This window comes from Agrobacterium sp. SOY23 (genome assembly GCF_027212525.1).
GTDB classification, from domain to species: domain Bacteria; phylum Pseudomonadota; class Alphaproteobacteria; order Rhizobiales; family Rhizobiaceae; genus Agrobacterium; species Agrobacterium tumefaciens_I.
Genome location: NZ_JAPWDT010000004.1, coordinates 107,226 through 124,429 on the forward strand (window position 1 = coordinate 107,226; position 17,204 = coordinate 124,429).

Here is a 17,204-nt window from a genome sequence, read left to right on the forward strand (position 1 = left end):
GACGTCATCCTCGGGCTTGTCCCGAGGATGTAATCACGTTTGATCTTGTGGGTCGTTAGATCCTCGGGACAAGCCCGAGGATGACGACGGAGAGGTCTACAGTCTCTCTCAACCTTTTCTGAGAGCCACTCCGGCCCGCAGTTCCTATTCGTCCTCGATGCCGAGCTTGGCCTTGACCAGCGCCTGCACGGCCTGCGGGTTGGCCTTGCCGCCCGTCGCCTTCATCACCTGACCGACGAACCAGCCGGCAAGTGTCGGCTTCGCCTTGACCTTCTCGACCTGATCCGGGTTGGCTGCGATGATTTCGTCCACGGCCTTTTCGATGGCACCGGTATCGGTCACCTGCTTCATGCCGCGGGCCTCGACGATCTCAGCCGGATTGCCGCCTTCGTTCCAGACGATCTCGAACAGGTCCTTGGCGATCTTGCCGGAGATGGTCTCGGCCTTGATGAGATCGATGATACCGCCCAGCTGCTCCGGAGAAACTGGCGTCGTCTCGATATCCTTGCCGAACTTGTTCAGTGCACCGAGCAGATCGTTGATGACCCAGTTGGCGGCGGCCTTCGCATCGCGACCGGCGGCAACGGCTTCGTAATAATCGGCAATCGCCTTTTCCGAAACGAGGATCGAGGCGTCATAGACCGACAGGCCGAGATCTGCCACGAAGCGGGCCTTCTTGTCGTCCGGCAGTTCCGGCAGGTCGACCTTCAGCGCCTCGACGAAGGCATCGTCGAATTCCAGCGGCAACAGGTCCGGATCGGGGAAATAACGATAGTCATGCGCGTCTTCCTTGGAGCGCATGGACCGCGTCTCGCCCTTGCCCGGATCGAACAGGCGGGTTTCCTGATCGATGGAACCGCCGTCCTCCAGAATGGCGACCTGACGGCGCGCCTCATATTCGATGGCCTGACCGACAAAGCGGATGGAGTTGACGTTCTTGATTTCGCAGCGCGTGCCGAAACCTTCGCCCGGACGGCGCACGGAAACGTTGACGTCGGCGCGCATCGAACCTTCGTCCATGTTGCCGTCGCAGGTGCCGAGATAACGCACGATGGAGCGCAGCTTGGTGAGATAGGCCTTCGCCTCATCCGACGAACGCATGTCCGGCTTCGACACGATTTCCATCAGCGCCACGCCCGAACGGTTCAGGTCCACGAAGGACATGGTCGGGTGCTGGTCATGCATCGACTTGCCAGCATCCTGCTCCAGATGCAGACGCTCGATGCCGATCTCGATATCCTCGAAATTGCCCTGACGGTCCGGACCGAGCGAAATGGTGATGGTACCTTCGCCGACGATCGGGTCCTTGAACTGCGAAATCTGGTAGCCCTGCGGCAGGTCCGGATAAAAGTAGTTCTTGCGGTCGAAGATCGAGCGGTTGTTGATCTTCGCCTTCAGGCCGAGACCGGTACGCACCGCCTGCTTGACGCATTCCTCGTTGATGACGGGCAGCATGCCGGGCATGGCGGCGTCGACCAGCGACACGTTGGAATTCGGCGCATTGCCGAATGTGGTGGACGCACCGGAAAACAGCTTGGAATTGGAGAGAACCTGCGCATGCACCTCCATGCCGATCACGATTTCCCAATCGCCGGTGGCGCCGGGAATGAAGCGTTTCGGGTCGGGGGTGCGCACGTCTACAAGGGTCATCTGAAGCTCACGATATACGGGTTCTTTGGCCTTGGTGGGTAGAACAAATGGCGCGCGGGCGCAAGACATCTTGCACCCTGTGACACGACGCACCGGCTTTTCGGCGGCGTGGGACACGGGTTTTTTACGCTTCTCGATTTCAATTCAGGTCATGATGACGATCATTCTGTGTTTCTTGATCTATATCGCCTTCAATCTTTTCGTCTTTCTTGTCTATTGGCGGGACAAGCAGGCGGCGGGAAACGGCGGCTGGCGCATTCGCGAAAGCACCCTGCTATGGCTTGCGCTGGCGGGCGGCAGCATGGGTGCGATTTCGGCGCAACGCCTGCTGCGACATAAAACGCGCAAGGAACCTTTCCGCAGCATCCTGCTACTCATCGTGATGGTGCAGGCAGGCCTCGTTGCATCCCTTGTCATTATGCCGGCGTGGCCGACGCGGCTTGCAAACGACCTTGGGCTTCTCTTTCAGAACTCCGTGCCGTAAAGGCCGCTCTCGGCCTCGACCAGTTGCTTCTGCAGGCCGACCGACTGCACGTCCCGATCGAGTTTGGGGGCATAAGAAACCGAAAGCCAGCGAATGCTGTAATCATGATGTCGGAAAAACGCGACGGCGGGCTCGTTTTGGGCATGGGTTTCAAGCAGGATGGCGTCGAACCCCCTTTCCCGGATCAATCGCTCCATATCCGCCAGCAGCAAGGTACCGATACGTCGCCGCTGAAAATCCGGATCGATCCAGAAATCGGATATCGTCTCGTTGAAATGTTCCCGCGCCGCCCATCCGGCAACCGCGCCACCAAATTCCGCCACGCGGATGGCCAACCATGACGAGCGGGTGAAATTGGAAAAGGCACTGGCCGCATTGTCGTAAAGCGTCGGTGTGATGCCGAGCGCCGCTGTTGCCTGCCGCCATGCCCTGAGGCCGATGGCCGCCAGAACCTCCGCTTCCTGTTCATGCGCATTGCGAATGACGATCAAGCCGCGCCCTCCATGGCCGTGGAAAGTAAACCATTGGCAGCGCGATTCGACCAGCAGGGTTTTGTCGCGCTTGCGCGGACTTGACCGCGACGGTTTCGCCCGCTACCCAAAAGGAGCAAGAACGGAGTTTTTATGTTCGCTCAATCGGAGTCCTGGTAAGGGCCCTGCCCGCAAGTTTCTTGCGCGCCGGGCCATATGAAATCGAGCCGGCTGCCCTAACGGCACCCGGGTTTGTTTTCACGCGTCTAGATGACGCCGACCGGACTTCCAAAAATGGACATTTCCCGCGCCGAACAGCGCATTCTTCACCTGCTCGCCCAGGGCGGCAGAATTGAACTCGTTCGAGACGACGCCCATAAAATCGAAAAACTCTCGCTTTTCACGCGCGAGGGCTGGATTTTCAGTGGCCTCGATCTCCTCACCTTCCGCAAGCTGAAGCGAAAGAGGGCAATAGCCTCTTCCGGCGGCAAGCCCTATCGTATCACCACACGCGGGCTGGAACTCGTGCGGGGTGAGCTGGACAACAGATAGAACTGGCTGGGCGGCGGCACACCGTCGCCCGGCATTGATCCAGCGACGGCCACGGCACGAAGAAGGGATTAAGGCGAGAGCCTGCGCTCCAGCTTCACCTTTTCAAGCTCGACTTTCATGATGCCGGACCATTCCATGCCGCGCCAGACGATCTGAAACCCACAGCGCTCATAAAGACCGATGGCGGCACGGTTTCTGGCGTGGGTGTCGATCGTGGCAAGCGGCAGGTTCTTCGCTTGCATCCTGTCGAGAAAATGGAGGATCAGGGCTTTGCCGATCCCCTTGCCCTGCCAGTTGGGGTCCACCCACAGATCGGAAATATGATGAGGCGCTGTATCGCACGCGCCCCAGCCGACAACGAGGCCATCGATTTCGGCGATGACGACATCACCGCTCGGAGACTTGGCGAAATTCTCGAATTCACCCCTCACCCGCTCGATGACATCAGGATCGAGATAACTGTCATCGAAGGCCTCACCGGATCGCCAGGCGGCAAAACCAACGAAGCCGACCGCATCGCGATCGGCTTCGTTCATGTCTCTGAGCTTGAGGTCGCTTACCACCACTTGGTGGGAGTGAACTTGCCGGCAGCCTGCTCGATGGCATGGGCCGTCTTGAACAGCGTTTCTTCCTCGAAAGGCTTACCGATGAGCTGCAGGCCGAGCGGCAGTCCCTTTCCGTCAAGACCGGCCGGAACCGAAAGGCCCGGAAGACCGGCCATGTTGACGGTGATGGTGAAGACGTCCTGCAGGTACATCTTCACCGGATCGGATGCGAGTTCCTCATCACCGACAGCGAAGGCGGAAGACGGGGTGATCGGCGCCAGAATGGCATCAACGCCCTCATGGAAGACGTTTTCGAAGTCGCGCTTGATAAGGGTGCGGACCTTCTGCGCCTTCAGGTAATAGGCATCGTAATAACCGGCCGAAAGCACATAGGTGCCGACCATGATGCGGCGCTGCACTTCCTTGCCGAAACCGGCGGCGCGGCTCTTTTCGTACATATCGGCAATATCCTTGCCGTCGACGCGCAGGCCGTAACGAACGCCGTCATAACGGGCAAGGTTGGACGAGGCTTCCGCCGGCGCGACGATGTAATAAGCGGGCAGCGCGTATTTGGTGTGCGGCAACGAGATATCGACCACTTCGGCACCGGCGTCGCGCAGCCATTCCACGCCCTTGGCCCAGAGCTTTTCGATCTCTTCCGGCATGCCGTCGACGCGATATTCCTTCGGAATACCGATCTTCAGGCCCTTCAGCGACTGGCCGATGGCCTTTTCATAATCCGGCACCGGCAGGTCGACGGAGGTGGTGTCTTTCGCATCCACACTCGCCATGGTCTTCAGGAGGATGGCGGCGTCGCGCACGTCGCGGGCGATCGGGCCGGCCTGATCGAGCGAAGAAGCATAAGCGACAATGCCGAAGCGCGAGCAGCGGCCATAGGTGGGCTTGATGCCGACGGTGCCGGTGAAGGCTGCCGGCTGGCGGATGGAGCCGCCGGTGTCGGTCGCGGTGGCGCCGGCGCACAGATGCGCGGCAACGGCTGCCGCCGAACCGCCGGAGGAACCACCGGGCACCAGCTTCTGGTCGGAACCATTGGCGCGCCACGGGTTGATGGCCGGGCCGTACCAGGAGCTTTCATTGGACGAACCCATGGCGAATTCGTCCATGTTGAGCTTGCCGAGCATGACGGCGCCCTGATCCCAGAGGTTCTGGGTGACGGTGGATTCGTATTTCGGCTTGAAACCATCGAGAACATGCGAACACGCCTGCGTGTGTACGTCGCGGGTGGCGAAAAGGTCCTTCACGCCGAGCGGAACGCCTTCCAGCTCACCGGCCTTGCCGGCGGCGATGCGTTCGTCGGAGGCTTTCGCCATGTCGCGCGCCTTTTCCGGCGTCGTCGCCACATAGGCGTTCAAGGCGCCGTTCGCCGCATCGATGGCGGAGAGATAGGCGTCGGTCAACTCGAGGGCGGAAAATTCTTTGGCCTTCAGCTTTTCGCGGGCTTCGGCAATGGTCAGGCTCGTCAGGTCGGTCATGGTCGGCAACGGCTTTCGAAAATCTCGGAAAAATCGGGCGGCAGAGGCGGTCGCTTATTCGACCACTTTCGGGACCATGAAGAAGTCCCGGTCGGTCGCAGGCGCATTGGCGACAATGTCTTCCGCCTTGTTGCCGTCGGTCACCGCGTCGGCACGTTTTTTCATTTCCACCGGGGTAACGGACGTCATCGGCTCGACGCCGTCGACATTCACTTCCGAAAGCTGCTCCACGAAACCGAGTATGCCGTTCAGCTGGCCGAGCATATTCTGTGCTTCTTCTTCACTGACAGCGATACGGGCAAGGCGCGCAACGCGCTTTACGGTGGCGAGATCGACGGACATGGTTTTACTCCGGTAGGAATTTTCCTACCCGCTATAATCACCATGTCCGTCCTTCGCAACGGTAGAAAGCATGTCGCGTCAAACTGCGGAGCGGTTTTGCGGCAACGACATGCTCTGGGGGAGCCTCAGAAGGAGAGCGTATCGCCCGTCTTCGGCGTGTGGACACGCGCTTCCGCGCCTTCCATGCCGGCCACGAACTTTTCCGGCGTCTGGTCGATGATCGGGAAGGAACCGTAGTGGCAGGGAATGACGTGCTCGAACTTGAAGAAGCGCTGGCAGGCGAGCGCCGCCACGGCACCGCCCATGGTGAAACGATCACCGATCGGCACCAGGCCGATATCCGGCTGGTGCAGTTCGTTGATGAGCTTCATGTCGGAGAAGATATCCGTGTCACCCATATGATAGACGGCCGGACCGTCCTCGAAATGCAGCATCAGACCGTTGGCATTGCCGAGCGAATGGGAGACGCCGTCTTCGGTGATCTGGGCCGAGGAATGCAGCGCATTGGTGAAAGTGACGGAAAAACCGTCGAAATGCACGGTCCCGCCGGTATTGCCCATATCGACCTTCGCGACACCCTTTGCGGAAAGCCACGCGGCAAGATCGGCGTTCGCCAGCACCGTGGCACCCGTTTCGCGGGCAAGCTGGACGGTATCGCCGACATGGTCGCCATGGCCGTGGGTCAGGAGAATATGGGTGATGCCTTCGGCCGCCGTTTTCGCATCCTGTCCGGCAAAAGCAGGGTTGCCGGTGAAGAACGGATCGATGAGGATTTTCGTTCTGCCGTTCTCAAGGCGGAAGGCGGAATGGCCGAGCCAGGTGATTTTCATGGGAAGTTCTCCTTGTATTGCCCTTGTAGTATGACATAGGACGGCTTGAGAAACCGCACTACCGATATTTAGGAGAAGCGACAATGGCCGCTGACAATGACGATTATGTGTATGACGAAGCCACCGGCGAATGGCGGCCGGCTTCCGAACTGGCTGCTGAAGCGGCGCGCTCAAAGGAAGTGCGCGATGCGGCCGGCAATCTGCTGGCGGATGGCGATTCCGTGACGCTGATCAAGGACTTGAAAGTCAAGGGCACCAGCACGGTCATCAAGCAGGGCACCGTCATCAAGTCGATCCGCCTGACCGACAATCCCGAAGAAATCGATTGCAGGCATGATGCGGTCAAGGGTCTGGTGCTGCGCACCGAATTCGTCCGCAAACGATAAGGCAGCGCGCGACATGGCGATACTCAGCATCGAGGAACTGGCGGAAACCCTTCAGCCCGGACAGGCGATTGCCGGCCTCGACCTTGGCACGAAGACCATCGGGCTTGCCATGTCGGACCTGTCGCGGCGTTTCGCGACGCCGCGCCCCGTCATCAAACGAGTGAAATTCACGCAGGACGCGGAAGTGCTGCTGGCTTTTGCCGAAAAGGAAAAAGTCACCGCCTTCATCATCGGGCTGCCGATGAACATGGATGGTTCGGCCGGTCCGCGCGTGCAGGCGACACGCGCTTTCGTGCGCACCATGGGCGAAAAAACCGCCCTGCCCTTCATTTTCTGGGATGAACGGCTTTCCACCGTCGCGGCCGAACGCGCGCTGCTGGAAATGGACGTCTCACGCGCCAAGCGTGCCGAACGCATCGATTCGGCCGCCGCGAGCTTCATTCTTCAGGGTGCGCTGGACAGGCTTTCCGCGCTGACCCGCGCGGCCGACTGACGGCCCTGCCACCAGGCGGCGATCTGCTTTCTCTTGCGGAAGGCGAGGATCGCAAAAACGATCAGGCTGTCGACCGCAATGGCACGCGCCACCAGCGGCGGCAGGCTTTCCGGCGGCAGGCCGAGAATAGTGCCGTAAATCTCGAATACCAGATCATGTGTCTGGCGCGTCAGCATATAGAAGCCGAAACTCATGTCGTAATAGGAAAGCCAGTACCAGCTGCCAAGCAGCGCGACGGGACCGGCCCAGAGGATCAAAAACCACTTCATGCCGCCTGCCCTCGCGCAAAAATCGTATCGGGAATGCCAGCAAGCACCGCCCAGCGCACCACGGCCATAAGGCACAGGTTCAGCGCCGGCACGTCGATATCCAACGGCAGCATAGCAAAAAACGTCATCATGACGCCCAAGGCTGTCCAGCGGCTCACTTGCGGCTCCCTTATGCGCAGTCATTGCGCATGGTTAACACTTTATTAATACACACTGGACCCGCAGCCGTGGCGAGGCAAATGAAAGCTGTCATTATGGTTAATGCGGCCGGCATGGGTGTGGAAAACCCGTGGCAGAAGCAACGGATGGACCTGCCCTGCGGTTGCCTGCCGATGAAAACATGGCTGATTTTTCTTTAATGCCCCATCGGCCCCGAAGGCCGGCTGACTTCCGCCGGTGAAACCGGCTCAGCCGTAAACGCCGCGCACCAGCCTTTTGACGGCCGTGGCGATCTTGTCCCAGTCCCGGTCCGATTTGAGCGGCACGCCGGCAAACTGGCCGCTTGTGGCAGCGGAGATGACAAGGTGCTGGATGGCGGCGAACAGTACGGCGTTGACGGCAGCGGTATCCACGCCCTTCGGAGCAGCAAGCGAACCGCGCATGCGCTCCAGCCATTTGCCCAGCGACTTGGCGCGGGCTTCGGCCAGTTGGCGCACCTGCGGCGAGCCATCGGACACTTCCCAGGCGATGATCTTGCAGACGAGCGGATCGCTGCGCAGCGCATCCATGAAATAAAGCGCCAGCTTTTCCATGAGGTCGCCATAGGTCAGCAGAAACATGCCGCCGGTATCCTCGGGAATGCGATCCTTCACCCAGGAACCGAGATCCTCGCCGATCGCCTCGATCAGACCATCAAGGCCGCCGAAATAACGGTAGATCAGTTGCTTGTCACAGCCGGCGCGGCGGGCAACGGCATTGATGCCGAAGCCCTGAAACCCCTCTTCGGCAAGCAGCGACCGCGCCGCATTAAAAATCGCCTTCTCGGTCTGAGCGCGATCCTTGATGCGCTTTTCCGGTCTGTCGGCTGAAATCGCCTCTGCGTTCGCCAGCATGATTCCCTACCCGTTCTCTGAAAGGCCTTTTGAACGGGTTAACAAAGCATGAAGACAAGAACAATGTGGCGGGATGGATGAACGGAAGGTTCCTGTGGATGAAGGGTTGTTGACGTGAACAATCCCGAATCCATGTCTCATGGAATCCGCCAATGTCACTCCAGCCCCATACCGAACCAGACGCTGCCGGGCGTTTCGTGGCTGTCGAGACGTTTGAAGCCACGGGTTTCCCAGAACCGCATGCCCGCATGGTTACGTTCGCTGGCGCCGAGGTGAATGCCGTAGACGCTGTTCTGTCGCGCCATGTCGAGCCAGCGGGACAGAAGCCGGGTGCCACCGCCCTTGCCCTGCGTGCGCGGCAAAAGGTTCATGTGAATATGGGCCGGAAACGGATCGGTAAGCCAGGACGGCGTGCGGCGCGGATGGTGGATGAAATGGGCGCGGCGCTGGTCGGCGTCCCATGTCTGCTGGTCGCCACCGGGATCGGGATAAAGGGCGCGCAGATGCGGCCACCATTCCTGCTCCAGCCGTTCTTCGTGCGAAGCCGTATCGAGCGCGCCGACGATGTAACCGCAGACACCCTCCTCATCCTCCGCCACGAAAACGGCATCGGGCCAGAGATGAAGATAGGGCGCGGAATAGATGTGCCCGACCATGTGGCCGTCATTGTAAAGCGCCGTAGCATCCTGCCCGGCATCGCCGGTGGCAAGGCTTATGGCGTAGAGCGCCTCTTCATCTTCAGAGCGGGCGGAGCGGAAGGTCAGCATTTGCAGGCACCCTCCATCTTCACGCGCGGACACGCGCCAACCGCCTGAAAAACAGGAATACACCCCACACCAACGCTTCGTCTCAAATCCGATACCCCTCCCACAGGGACTGCAACAATTGCTCTCCGCCCTTTATCGGTCAGGATGCGGGCGGATACAATAAATCGATTATATAAGTCGGATCGAAGCGGGAATCGAGCATGCCGTAAGTGTGGCGCCAGCCGCCTGCGAGACGCGTTTCGAGGAAGGCATCGGCGATCTTGCCGGCACCCAGCCGGCAAAGCTCGGCAGCAGCGGCCGCAAGCGCGAACTGTTCCACCAGCAGGCGGGCCGCGCCCTCGTCGCGTTCGGCAAGGGCGATTGCGGCACGCAACACGTCGGTGGTCTTCTTGCCGGCAGGTCCGAGATCGCGCTCCAGCGTCTGGAAGACGAGATCGAACAGATCCTTGCCGCGCTGGAGAACCCGCAGCACATCCAGCGCCATGACGTTGCCCGAGCCTTCCCAGATGGCGTTGATGGGCGCTTCGCGATAGTGGCGGGCAATCGGCCGCTCTTCCACGTATCCATTGCCGCCAAGGCATTCCATGGCCTCATAGATGAGCGCCGGCGCGATCTTGCAGCACCAGTATTTGACGATAGGCGTCATGACCCGCGCATAAGCGGCTTCTGCCGGATTGTTGCGGGCAGCATCGAAGGCCGTCGCCAGCCGGAAGGAGAGTGCCGTCGCGGCGGCCACATCCAGCGCCATGTCGGCGAGAACGCGCGTCATGATCGGCTGGCTGACCAGCATCTTGCCGAAAACCGAACGGCCGCGGGCGAAATGCACGGCTTCGGCGAGCGAGGCGCGCATCATGCCTGATGATGCCAGCGCGCAATCGAGCCGCGTCAACGTCACCATATCCAGGATGGTGCGGATGCCGCTGCCGGGATCGCCGAGCAGATAACCGAAGGCATCGGTGAACTCGACTTCGGCCGACGCATTGGAGCGGTTGCCGAGCTTGTCCTTCAGCCGCTGGAAATGCAGGCCGTTCTTCGAACCGTCCTCGAGATAACGCGGTACGAGGAAGCAGCCCATGCCATCGCCCATCTGGGCCAGCATGACGAAGCCGTCGCTCATCGGCGCGGAGAGGAACCACTTGTGGCCGGACAGGCGATAGATGCCCTCGCCCACCCGCTCGGCCGTGGTGCGGTTGGCACGCACATCCGTGCCGCCCTGCTTTTCCGTCATGCCCATGCCGATGGTGACGGCGGTTTTCTGCAGGGCCGGTTTCTGCGCAGAATCATATTTGCGCGAGAGAATCTTCGGCGCCCATTCCTTCTGTACGCGCGGCGAAGCCATGATGGCGGCAACGGAGGCGCTCGTCATGGTCAGCGGGCAGAGATGCCCCGCCTCCAGCTGCGAAGTCAGGTAGAATTTCGTGGCGCGGGCCTTGTGCTCATTGCCGCGCGTATCGGGAGAGTTCTCCCAGACGCTGGAATGCAGGCCTGATGACATCGAACGGCGCATCAGCGCATGCCAGGCGGGATGGAATTCCACCTGGTCGAGACGCTCGCCGCGCGGGCCGTGGGTGTGCAGCTGCGGCACGCCCTGATTGGCCATGCGCGCCAGCTCCTGCGCCTCATGCGAGGTGACGTAGCGGCCGAGCTGATCGTACTCGTCCCTCAGATTGCGCGACAGGCCGGAGGTGAGATCGACGATCAGCGGATCGGAACGATAGGCATTGATGCCGGACCAGAGGCTAGGCTGGTTCAGTTCGGCGAGCGATTCTTCTGTCCGGGAATTCTGGGTCATCCGCTGCTTCTAGCTGTTTTGTACTGGCATTGCATAGTGGGGTGATATTGCATAATTCCACCCACAGGAAGCGATTGAGACGATTAAGCCGCCGCTTTCAGCATTTTTCGGGAGTGACCCTGATTTAGGTATCCGGCCTAGAGAATGCCAAACACGTTTCCGGCAAGACCGAGCGAAAGCACCAGGAGGAAGCCCGAAGCGGTGCCGCGCACCAGCCGCGGCGAAGACTGGCCGGCATGGCGGATAAGAAGCGCCCCGGCCGATAGCCATACGAGGGCCGCAAAACCCACCAGCACCGAAAAAAGCAGGATATGCGGCCAGATTTCAGCCAGCGGGGCCTGCGGCAACAGGACGAGGCCGACGATCAGCGCCTTCGGGTTGAGGCAGGTGGTCACGAAAACCCGGCGAAGTGTTATCGCCTCCCCGATCGGCGTTGAGGACGGCAACGTCCATAACCGGGCGGCCAGAAACGCCACCCAGATGGCAGCGCAGAGCTTGATTGCCTGCGCAAGGCCCGCATGCGTTTTCAGAAACTCGGAAAACAGCACGGCAACGGCAAGGATGACGAGCAGGTAGCCGGTGATTTCACCGATCATCAGCGGCAGCGACGCCCGGACGCCACGACCGGCACCGGAAAGGGCCAGAAGCGTGTTCGTCGGGCCGGGCGTCAGAAGCAGAGCCAGAACGGCAAGAGCGAAAACAGAATAGGAATACATTTCGATAGGTCCGATCACCTGCGTCGTAGCCAGGAATTAGCTTTGAACTCCAACTGAAACTGACTGATGCCACGGCGGTGCGCCTTGATATAAGGCAAGTGAAGAAGCATTCCCGACTCTGACCAAACTTCGGGTTCCGCCTATTGCAAGTCCCCGCCTGCAGCTCTCGGACGATCTCGTTTGAACCACCATCATCAACATTCTGCATAATCCTTCGCCCGGTGTGGAACTTGCGGCAGGCTTTTTCGGTTCGCGACTTACTGAAAGGCTGCACAGGGAGGAAGCCATGGAGGCCAGCGCAAGAAAGCTCTTCGAACGATATGAGCGGTTTTTCAACAAGTCTCTCAAGGGCGACATGAATATGGAGGAGGTTGCATCCCTCTACGCCTCCAACTTCATCGCCGCATCCCCTGCCGGGGTGATGACCGGAAAGAACGATGACCACCTGAAGCAGGTCATGACGAAGGGTTACGAGCGCTATCGGGCCATAGGAACGAAGGAGATGCGGATACGCCATATCCGTATCTCGCCCATCGATGAACATCATTGCGTCGCCCATGTCGCCTGGACGGCGACCTTCGCCCGCAAGGGCCGACCCGATGTCGCGATCGATTTCGACGTTCACTACTTCGTACAGGAGCTGGACGGGCCGCCGAAAGTTTTCGGCTGGGCGTCGGGAGACGAGCAGGCGCTTTTAAAGAAGCATGACATCGTATGACACGCGCTCGTCCCATCACCGCCCGCCGAAATGCCGGTCTAGAGGGTTGGGGAAACATCGTCGTGTTTTCATTTCAGGGGCCGCCGGCGCTTGCCCCGCGACCATGCAGTCTCTATAGAGCGCAGGACCGAATTCCGCGGCACTCCTGAGGCGTGTTCACAGCGAATGGGAGCGCACGGATCAGCATTCGGGCGTTCCGGGCATTTTCACGGGAAAATGCGGCGCCCGTCAGGAGGCAAACCGCATGGTCTTCTTCCCCCATCGCCATCTCCTCGGCATCAAGGGGCTTTCCCATCAGGATATCACCCTGCTTCTCGACAAGGCCGACGAGGCGGTGAAAATCAGCCGTCAGCGCGAGAAAAAGACCTCGACGCTGAGAGGCCTGACGCAGATCAACCTGTTCTTCGAAGCCTCGACGCGCACGCAATCCTCCTTCGAGCTGGCCGGAAAGCGCCTCGGCGCAGACGTGATGAACATGTCGGTCGGCAATTCCTCGGTGAAGAAGGGCGAAACGCTGATCGACACGGCGATGACGCTGAATGCGATGCGTCCGGATGTGCTGGTGGTGCGCCACTCTTCCGCCGGTGCAGCAGCCCTTCTCGCGCAGAAGGTCGCCTGCTCCGTGGTGAATGCCGGCGACGGCCAGCATGAGCACCCGACGCAGGCGCTACTCGATGCGCTGACCATCCGTCGCGCCAAGGGGGAACTTTCCGGCATCACGGTTGCGATCTGCGGTGATGTGCTGCATTCGCGCGTGGCCCGCTCCAATATCATCCTCCTCAACCAGATGGGCGCGCGCGTCCGCGTTGTCGCCCCCGCCACGCTTCTGCCTTCGGGCATTCGCGACATGAGCGTGGAAGTCTTCCACGACATGAAGGAAGGTTTGAAAAACGCCGACGTGGTGATGATGCTGCGCCTGCAGCGTGAGCGCATGTCCGGTTCCTTCGTGCCTTCGGTGCGCGAATATTTCCATTATTACGGCCTCGACGCCGAAAAGCTGAAGGCGGCGAAGGAAGATGCGCTGGTCATGCATCCCGGCCCGATGAACCGCGGCGTGGAAATCGCCTCCGACGTGGCAGACGGTCCGCAGAGCGTCATCGAAAGCCAGGTGGAAATGGGGGTTGCCGTGCGCATGGCCGTCATGGAAACCCTGCTTGTCTCGCAAAACCAGGGTGAGCGCGTATGAGTGCCGTTACCGTTCTCAAGAACCTCCGCATCGTTGATCCCTCCCGCAATCTGGATGAGACCGGCAGCATCGTCATCGGTGCCGATGGCACCATTCTCGCAGCAGGCAAGGATGCGCACAATCAAGGCGCGCCGGAAGGTGCGACGGTGCGCGACTGCAAGGGTATCGTGGCCGTTCCCGGTCTGGTTGATGCCCGCGTCTTTGTCGGCGAACCCGGTGCCGAGCACCGCGAAACCATCGAATCCGCCTCACGCGCGGCAGCGGCCGGCGGTGTCACCAGCGTCATCGTGATGCCGGATACCGATCCTGTCATCGATGACATCGCGCTTGTCGAATATGTGAAGAAGACGGCGCGCGACAAGGCAATCGTCAATGTCCATCCGGCAGCGGCCCTGACCAAGGGCCTCAATGGCGAGGAAATGACCGAATTCGGCATGTTGAAGGAAGCCGGTGCGGTTGCCTTCACCAATGGTCGCAAGGCGCTTTCCGACACGCTGGTGCTGCGCCGCGCCATGACCTATGCCCGCGAACTGGGCGCCGTCATCGCGCTCGAGACCCGCGACAAATATATCGGCGGCGGCGACATGAACGAGGGGCTTTTCGCAAGCTGGCTCGGGCTGTCGGGCGTTCCGAAGGAAGCCGAGATCATTCCGCTGGAGCGTGACCTTCGCATTGCCGGCCTGACGCAGGCGATCTACCACGCCGCCAAGATTTCCGTACCGGAATCGGCAGAGGCGATCCGTATCGCCCGGCAACGGGGCGTGAAAGCCACCTGTGGCATTTCCATCAACCACCTCACGCTCAATGAGAACGATATCGGCGAATACCGCACCTTCTTCAAGCTTTCCCCGCCGCTGCGCGCCGAAGACGACCGTAAGGCCATGGTGGAAGCCCTGAAGGACGGCACGATCGACATCATCGTCTCCTCCCATGACCCGCAGGATGTCGACACCAAGCGCCTGCCGTTTTCCGATGCGGCGAGCGGCGCGGTGGGGCTGGAAACTATGCTGGCGGCGGCGCTGCGCCTCTACCACAGTGGCGAGGTTCCGCTGATGCGGCTGATCGATGCGCTCTCCACCCGCCCGGCCAAGATTTTCGGTCTCGACGCCGGAACGCTGAAGGCTGGCGCGAAAGCCGATATCACCCTGATCGATCTCGACGAACCGTGGCTCGTGGCGAAGGAACAATTGGTGTCGAAATCCAAGAACACGCCGTTCGAGGATGCCCGTTTCAGCGGCCGTGCCGTCGCCACTTATGTGGCTGGCAAAGCCGTTCATTCCTTGGCATAAGATCACCGGCAGAGATCACGCGGGCAGCGCGACAGAGGGGACGTTTGAATGAGTGCTTTGACTGACTGGCAGACGGCGCCTGCCCTTCTCGCGCTGGCGGCGCTGATCGGCTATCTGCTTGGCTCCATCCCCTTCGGCCTCATCCTCACCCGCATGGCGGGGCTGGGTGACGTGCGCAAGATCGGCTCCGGCAATATCGGCGCCACCAATGTGCTGCGCACCGGTAACAAGAAGCTCGCCGCCGCAACCCTGCTGCTCGACGCGCTTAAGGGTACGGCGGCGGTTCTGGTCGCCAATGCTCTCTGGGGTTACGAGGCATCGCTGGTCGCCGGTTTATTCGCCTTTCTCGGTCACCTGTTTCCGGTGTGGCTGGGTTTCAAGGGCGGCAAGGGTGTGGCGACCTATATCGGCGTGCTCCTGGGTGCAGCACCGCTGATGATGCTGGCCTTTGCGCTGATCTGGCTCGCGACAGCCTTCATCACCCGTTATTCCTCGCTCTCGGCGCTGCTTGCCATGCTGGTCATTCCCGTGGCGCTCTGGGTGCTTGGTCCGGAAAAGACGGCGCTGCTGGTGACGCTGCTCAGCGTGATTTCCTGGTGGAAACACCGCGAGAATATCGCGCGCCTGCTGGCGGGCACCGAAAGCAGGATCGGTCAAAAGGGCTGAGCCCATCTTGAGGACAAGCCATGCCGCATGAGGAAACGACACGGCAGGGCATAGAGCTTTCCGCGCGACAGCGGGTCGCGTGGCTGAGGCTCATCCGCAGCGACAATATCGGTCCCGTTACCTTTCGCGAACTCATCAATCATTTCGGCAGCGCCGAAAAGGCGCTCGATGCCCTGCCCGAGCTTTCGCGGCGCGGCGGTTCCTCCCGCAGCCCGCGCATCGCCACACAGGCGGAAGCGGAAGGCGAGATCGAAACCGCTGAGAGATGCGGCGCGCGTTTCGTCGGCATTGGCGAACCGGATTACCCACCTGCCCTGCGGCAGATGGATGGCGCGCCACCGCTGATCGCCATGAAGGGCTCGGCAGATGCAGCGACAAGGCCGTGCGTCGGCATCGTCGGCTCGCGCAATGCCTCCATCAACGGCGCGAAATTCGCCGCCATGCTGGCACGCGACTGTGGACGTGCCGGTTATACGATCGCCTCCGGGCTGGCGCGTGGCATCGATGCGGCCGCACACCGGGCAAGCCTTGCAACGGGCACCGTGGCGATGCTGGCAGGCGGCCTCGACCGCCCTTACCCGCCGGAAAATTTCGGGCTTCTGCAGGACATATATGATCAGGGCGGCGCAACGATCAGCGAAATGCCCTTTGGCTGGGAACCCCGCGCCCGGGATTTTCCCCGCCGCAACCGGTTGATCGCGGGCGTGTCGCTTGGCGTCGTCATCGTGGAGGCGGCGGAGCGCTCGGGTTCGCTGATTACGGCGCGGCTTGCCGGCGAAGCGGGACGGCTGGTTTTTGCCGTGCCCGGCTCCCCGCTCGATCCACGCTGCGAAGGCACCAACCGGCTGATCAAGGAAGGCGCCATGCTGACCACGGGTGCGGCCGATATTCTCGAAGCGCTGCGACCGCTGATGGAGCCGCAATTGCCCTATGACCGCAAGATCGAGGAACCGCGCTCCGACGAGGACATGTCACCTCCCGGAGACGATGAGCGCAGCGTTATCGCTTCCGCCCTCGGCCCCTCGCCCGTGGAGATTGACGACATCATCCGACACACGGGCTTTTCCGCTGCCACCGTTCATCTGGTGCTGCTGGAGCTTGATATAGCGGGACGCCTAAACCGGCATGCCGGGGGACGGGTTTCGCTCCTCGCGGATTGACAGCTTGCGCCGTCCGCTCTGGATATCGCCGACTTCGACATAGGCCATCTCGATCAGATAACACAGCATGTCCGCGCCCTCGCGGCTGGCGACCTGGCGCAACTCCGCCAGCATCTGGCGAATGTAAGCCAAGTTCTCTCTGGTCCCTTCATTATCAGCATTATTGTTTGTCGCGTTCGGGACCATATATTTATCCTGCAATATCCGCCTGAAACGAAGAGCTTAAGTAGATTCAAATGATGTTGCCCATCATAACCAATTTACCAAAGATTGCAATACAACAATAGATTATCCATAGGTTGCAGTCACCTTGAAGCGATAAAATCGGGCTTGCCTCTTGACCA

Annotated in this window: 22 protein-coding genes; 9 read left to right on the top strand and 13 right to left on the bottom strand. The window is 60.6% G+C overall.

The window, feature by feature from the left end:
• Positions 1–144 precede the first annotated feature (144 nt).
• On the bottom strand, positions 145–1,650 hold the full coding sequence (gene gatB, locus O3S81_RS12735) for an Asp-tRNA(Asn)/Glu-tRNA(Gln) amidotransferase subunit GatB (RefSeq protein ID WP_269343691.1): 1,506 nt from the start codon (positions 1,648–1,650) through the stop codon (positions 145–147).
• A gap of 151 nt (positions 1,651–1,801) precedes the next feature.
• On the opposite strand from gatB, the gene O3S81_RS12740 reads away from it, so the two are divergent.
• A complete protein-coding gene (locus tag O3S81_RS12740; RefSeq protein ID WP_269343693.1) occupies positions 1,802–2,134 on the top strand; it encodes a DUF1294 domain-containing protein in 333 nt (110 codons plus the stop codon).
• On the opposite strand, the gene O3S81_RS12745 is transcribed toward O3S81_RS12740, so the two are convergent.
• The gene (locus tag O3S81_RS12745) at positions 2,116–2,625 is read right to left on the bottom strand and encodes a GNAT family N-acetyltransferase (protein WP_269343695.1); all 510 of its coding nucleotides are present in this window, start codon (positions 2,623–2,625) and stop codon (positions 2,116–2,118) included. The genes O3S81_RS12740 and O3S81_RS12745 overlap by 19 nt on opposite strands.
• Positions 2,626–2,898: 273 nt before the next feature.
• Here O3S81_RS12745 and O3S81_RS12750 point away from each other — a divergent pair, with 273 nt between their 5' ends.
• Positions 2,899–3,156, top strand: coding sequence for a YjhX family toxin (locus O3S81_RS12750; protein WP_269343696.1), 258 nt, complete (start codon positions 2,899–2,901; stop codon positions 3,154–3,156).
• A gap of 68 nt (positions 3,157–3,224) precedes the next feature.
• Here the strand turns inward: O3S81_RS12750 and O3S81_RS12755 are convergent, their stop codons facing one another.
• The 4 genes from O3S81_RS12755 to O3S81_RS12770 all read right to left on the bottom strand — a co-directional run bounded on the left by O3S81_RS12755 (position 3,225) and on the right by O3S81_RS12770 (position 6,366).
• Positions 3,225–3,722 (bottom strand): GNAT family N-acetyltransferase, encoded by a 498-nt coding sequence (locus O3S81_RS12755; RefSeq protein WP_269343698.1) that lies wholly within the window; start codon positions 3,720–3,722, stop codon positions 3,225–3,227.
• Positions 3,713–5,194 carry an Asp-tRNA(Asn)/Glu-tRNA(Gln) amidotransferase subunit GatA gene (gene gatA / locus O3S81_RS12760; protein WP_269343699.1) on the bottom strand — a complete coding sequence of 494 codons (1,482 nt, stop codon included), beginning with the start codon at positions 5,192–5,194 and terminating at the stop codon, positions 3,713–3,715. The genes O3S81_RS12755 and gatA overlap by 10 nt, the downstream gene beginning before the upstream one ends.
• Before the next feature lie 54 nt (positions 5,195–5,248).
• Positions 5,249–5,536, bottom strand: coding sequence for an Asp-tRNA(Asn)/Glu-tRNA(Gln) amidotransferase subunit GatC (gatC, locus tag O3S81_RS12765; RefSeq protein ID WP_269343701.1), 288 nt, complete (start codon positions 5,534–5,536; stop codon positions 5,249–5,251).
• Positions 5,537–5,661: 125 nt separating this feature from the next.
• Complete coding sequence (locus tag O3S81_RS12770; protein WP_269343703.1) at positions 5,662–6,366, bottom strand: metal-dependent hydrolase; 705 nt, start codon at positions 6,364–6,366, stop codon at positions 5,662–5,664.
• 83 nt (positions 6,367–6,449) lie between these two features.
• Between O3S81_RS12770 and O3S81_RS12775 the strand changes: the two genes are divergently transcribed.
• Together O3S81_RS12775 and ruvX are read left to right on the top strand one after the other, a co-directional pair.
• Positions 6,450–6,752 carry a zinc ribbon domain-containing protein YjdM gene (locus O3S81_RS12775; RefSeq protein ID WP_269343705.1) on the top strand — a complete coding sequence of 101 codons (303 nt, stop codon included), beginning with the start codon at positions 6,450–6,452 and terminating at the stop codon, positions 6,750–6,752.
• Positions 6,753–6,765: 13 nt separating this feature from the next.
• On the top strand, positions 6,766–7,245 hold the full coding sequence (gene ruvX / locus O3S81_RS12780; protein WP_269343707.1) for a Holliday junction resolvase RuvX: 480 nt from the start codon (positions 6,766–6,768) through the stop codon (positions 7,243–7,245).
• On the opposite strand, the gene O3S81_RS12785 is transcribed toward ruvX, so the two are convergent.
• The 6 genes from O3S81_RS12785 to O3S81_RS12810 form a co-directional block, all read right to left on the bottom strand.
• Positions 7,197–7,514, bottom strand: coding sequence for a DUF6105 family protein (locus O3S81_RS12785; protein ID WP_269343709.1), 318 nt, complete (start codon positions 7,512–7,514; stop codon positions 7,197–7,199). The genes ruvX and O3S81_RS12785 overlap by 49 nt on opposite strands.
• Positions 7,511–7,642, bottom strand: coding sequence for a hypothetical protein (locus O3S81_RS12790; protein ID WP_269344467.1), 132 nt, complete (start codon positions 7,640–7,642; stop codon positions 7,511–7,513). Before O3S81_RS12790 ends, O3S81_RS12785 begins: the two co-directional genes overlap by 4 nt.
• A gap of 279 nt (positions 7,643–7,921) precedes the next feature.
• Entirely contained in the window at positions 7,922–8,566 is a 645-nt protein-coding gene (locus O3S81_RS12795; RefSeq protein WP_269343711.1) for a TetR/AcrR family transcriptional regulator, read from the bottom strand.
• A gap of 155 nt (positions 8,567–8,721) precedes the next feature.
• The gene (locus O3S81_RS12800) at positions 8,722–9,333 is read right to left on the bottom strand and encodes a GNAT family N-acetyltransferase (RefSeq protein ID WP_269344423.1); all 612 of its coding nucleotides are present in this window, start codon (positions 9,331–9,333) and stop codon (positions 8,722–8,724) included.
• A 139-nt stretch (positions 9,334–9,472) separates the two neighbouring features.
• On the bottom strand, positions 9,473–11,125 hold the full coding sequence (locus O3S81_RS12805; protein WP_269343713.1) for an acyl-CoA dehydrogenase family protein: 1,653 nt from the start codon (positions 11,123–11,125) through the stop codon (positions 9,473–9,475).
• A gap of 137 nt (positions 11,126–11,262) precedes the next feature.
• On the bottom strand, positions 11,263–11,841 hold the full coding sequence (locus O3S81_RS12810) for a LysE family translocator (RefSeq protein WP_269343715.1): 579 nt from the start codon (positions 11,839–11,841) through the stop codon (positions 11,263–11,265).
• Positions 11,842–12,127: 286 nt separating this feature from the next.
• Between O3S81_RS12810 and O3S81_RS12815 the strand changes: the two genes are divergently transcribed.
• The 5 genes from O3S81_RS12815 (at position 12,128) to dprA (ending at position 16,860) form a co-directional block, all read left to right on the top strand.
• A complete protein-coding gene (locus tag O3S81_RS12815) occupies positions 12,128–12,559 on the top strand; it encodes a nuclear transport factor 2 family protein (RefSeq protein WP_269343716.1) in 432 nt (143 codons plus the stop codon).
• Between the two features lie 244 nt (positions 12,560–12,803).
• Complete coding sequence (locus O3S81_RS12820; RefSeq protein WP_003521487.1) at positions 12,804–13,745, top strand: aspartate carbamoyltransferase catalytic subunit; 942 nt, start codon at positions 12,804–12,806, stop codon at positions 13,743–13,745.
• The gene (locus tag O3S81_RS12825; RefSeq protein WP_269343717.1) at positions 13,742–15,034 is read left to right on the top strand and encodes a dihydroorotase; all 1,293 of its coding nucleotides are present in this window, start codon (positions 13,742–13,744) and stop codon (positions 15,032–15,034) included. The genes O3S81_RS12820 and O3S81_RS12825 overlap by 4 nt, the downstream gene beginning before the upstream one ends.
• Positions 15,035–15,082: 48 nt before the next feature.
• Positions 15,083–15,700 (top strand): glycerol-3-phosphate 1-O-acyltransferase PlsY, encoded by a 618-nt coding sequence (plsY, locus tag O3S81_RS12830; protein WP_269343718.1) that lies wholly within the window; start codon positions 15,083–15,085, stop codon positions 15,698–15,700.
• 20 nt (positions 15,701–15,720) lie between these two features.
• A complete protein-coding gene (dprA, locus tag O3S81_RS12835; protein WP_269343719.1) occupies positions 15,721–16,860 on the top strand; it encodes a DNA-processing protein DprA in 1,140 nt (379 codons plus the stop codon).
• Here dprA and O3S81_RS12840 read toward each other — a convergent pair.
• Positions 16,816–17,046: a hypothetical protein gene (locus O3S81_RS12840; RefSeq protein WP_269343721.1), complete on the bottom strand. Its 231-nt coding sequence runs from the start codon at positions 17,044–17,046 to the stop codon at positions 16,816–16,818. The two genes, dprA and O3S81_RS12840, sit on opposite strands and share 45 nt — an antisense overlap.
• Between the last annotated feature and the right edge of the window lie 158 nt (positions 17,047–17,204).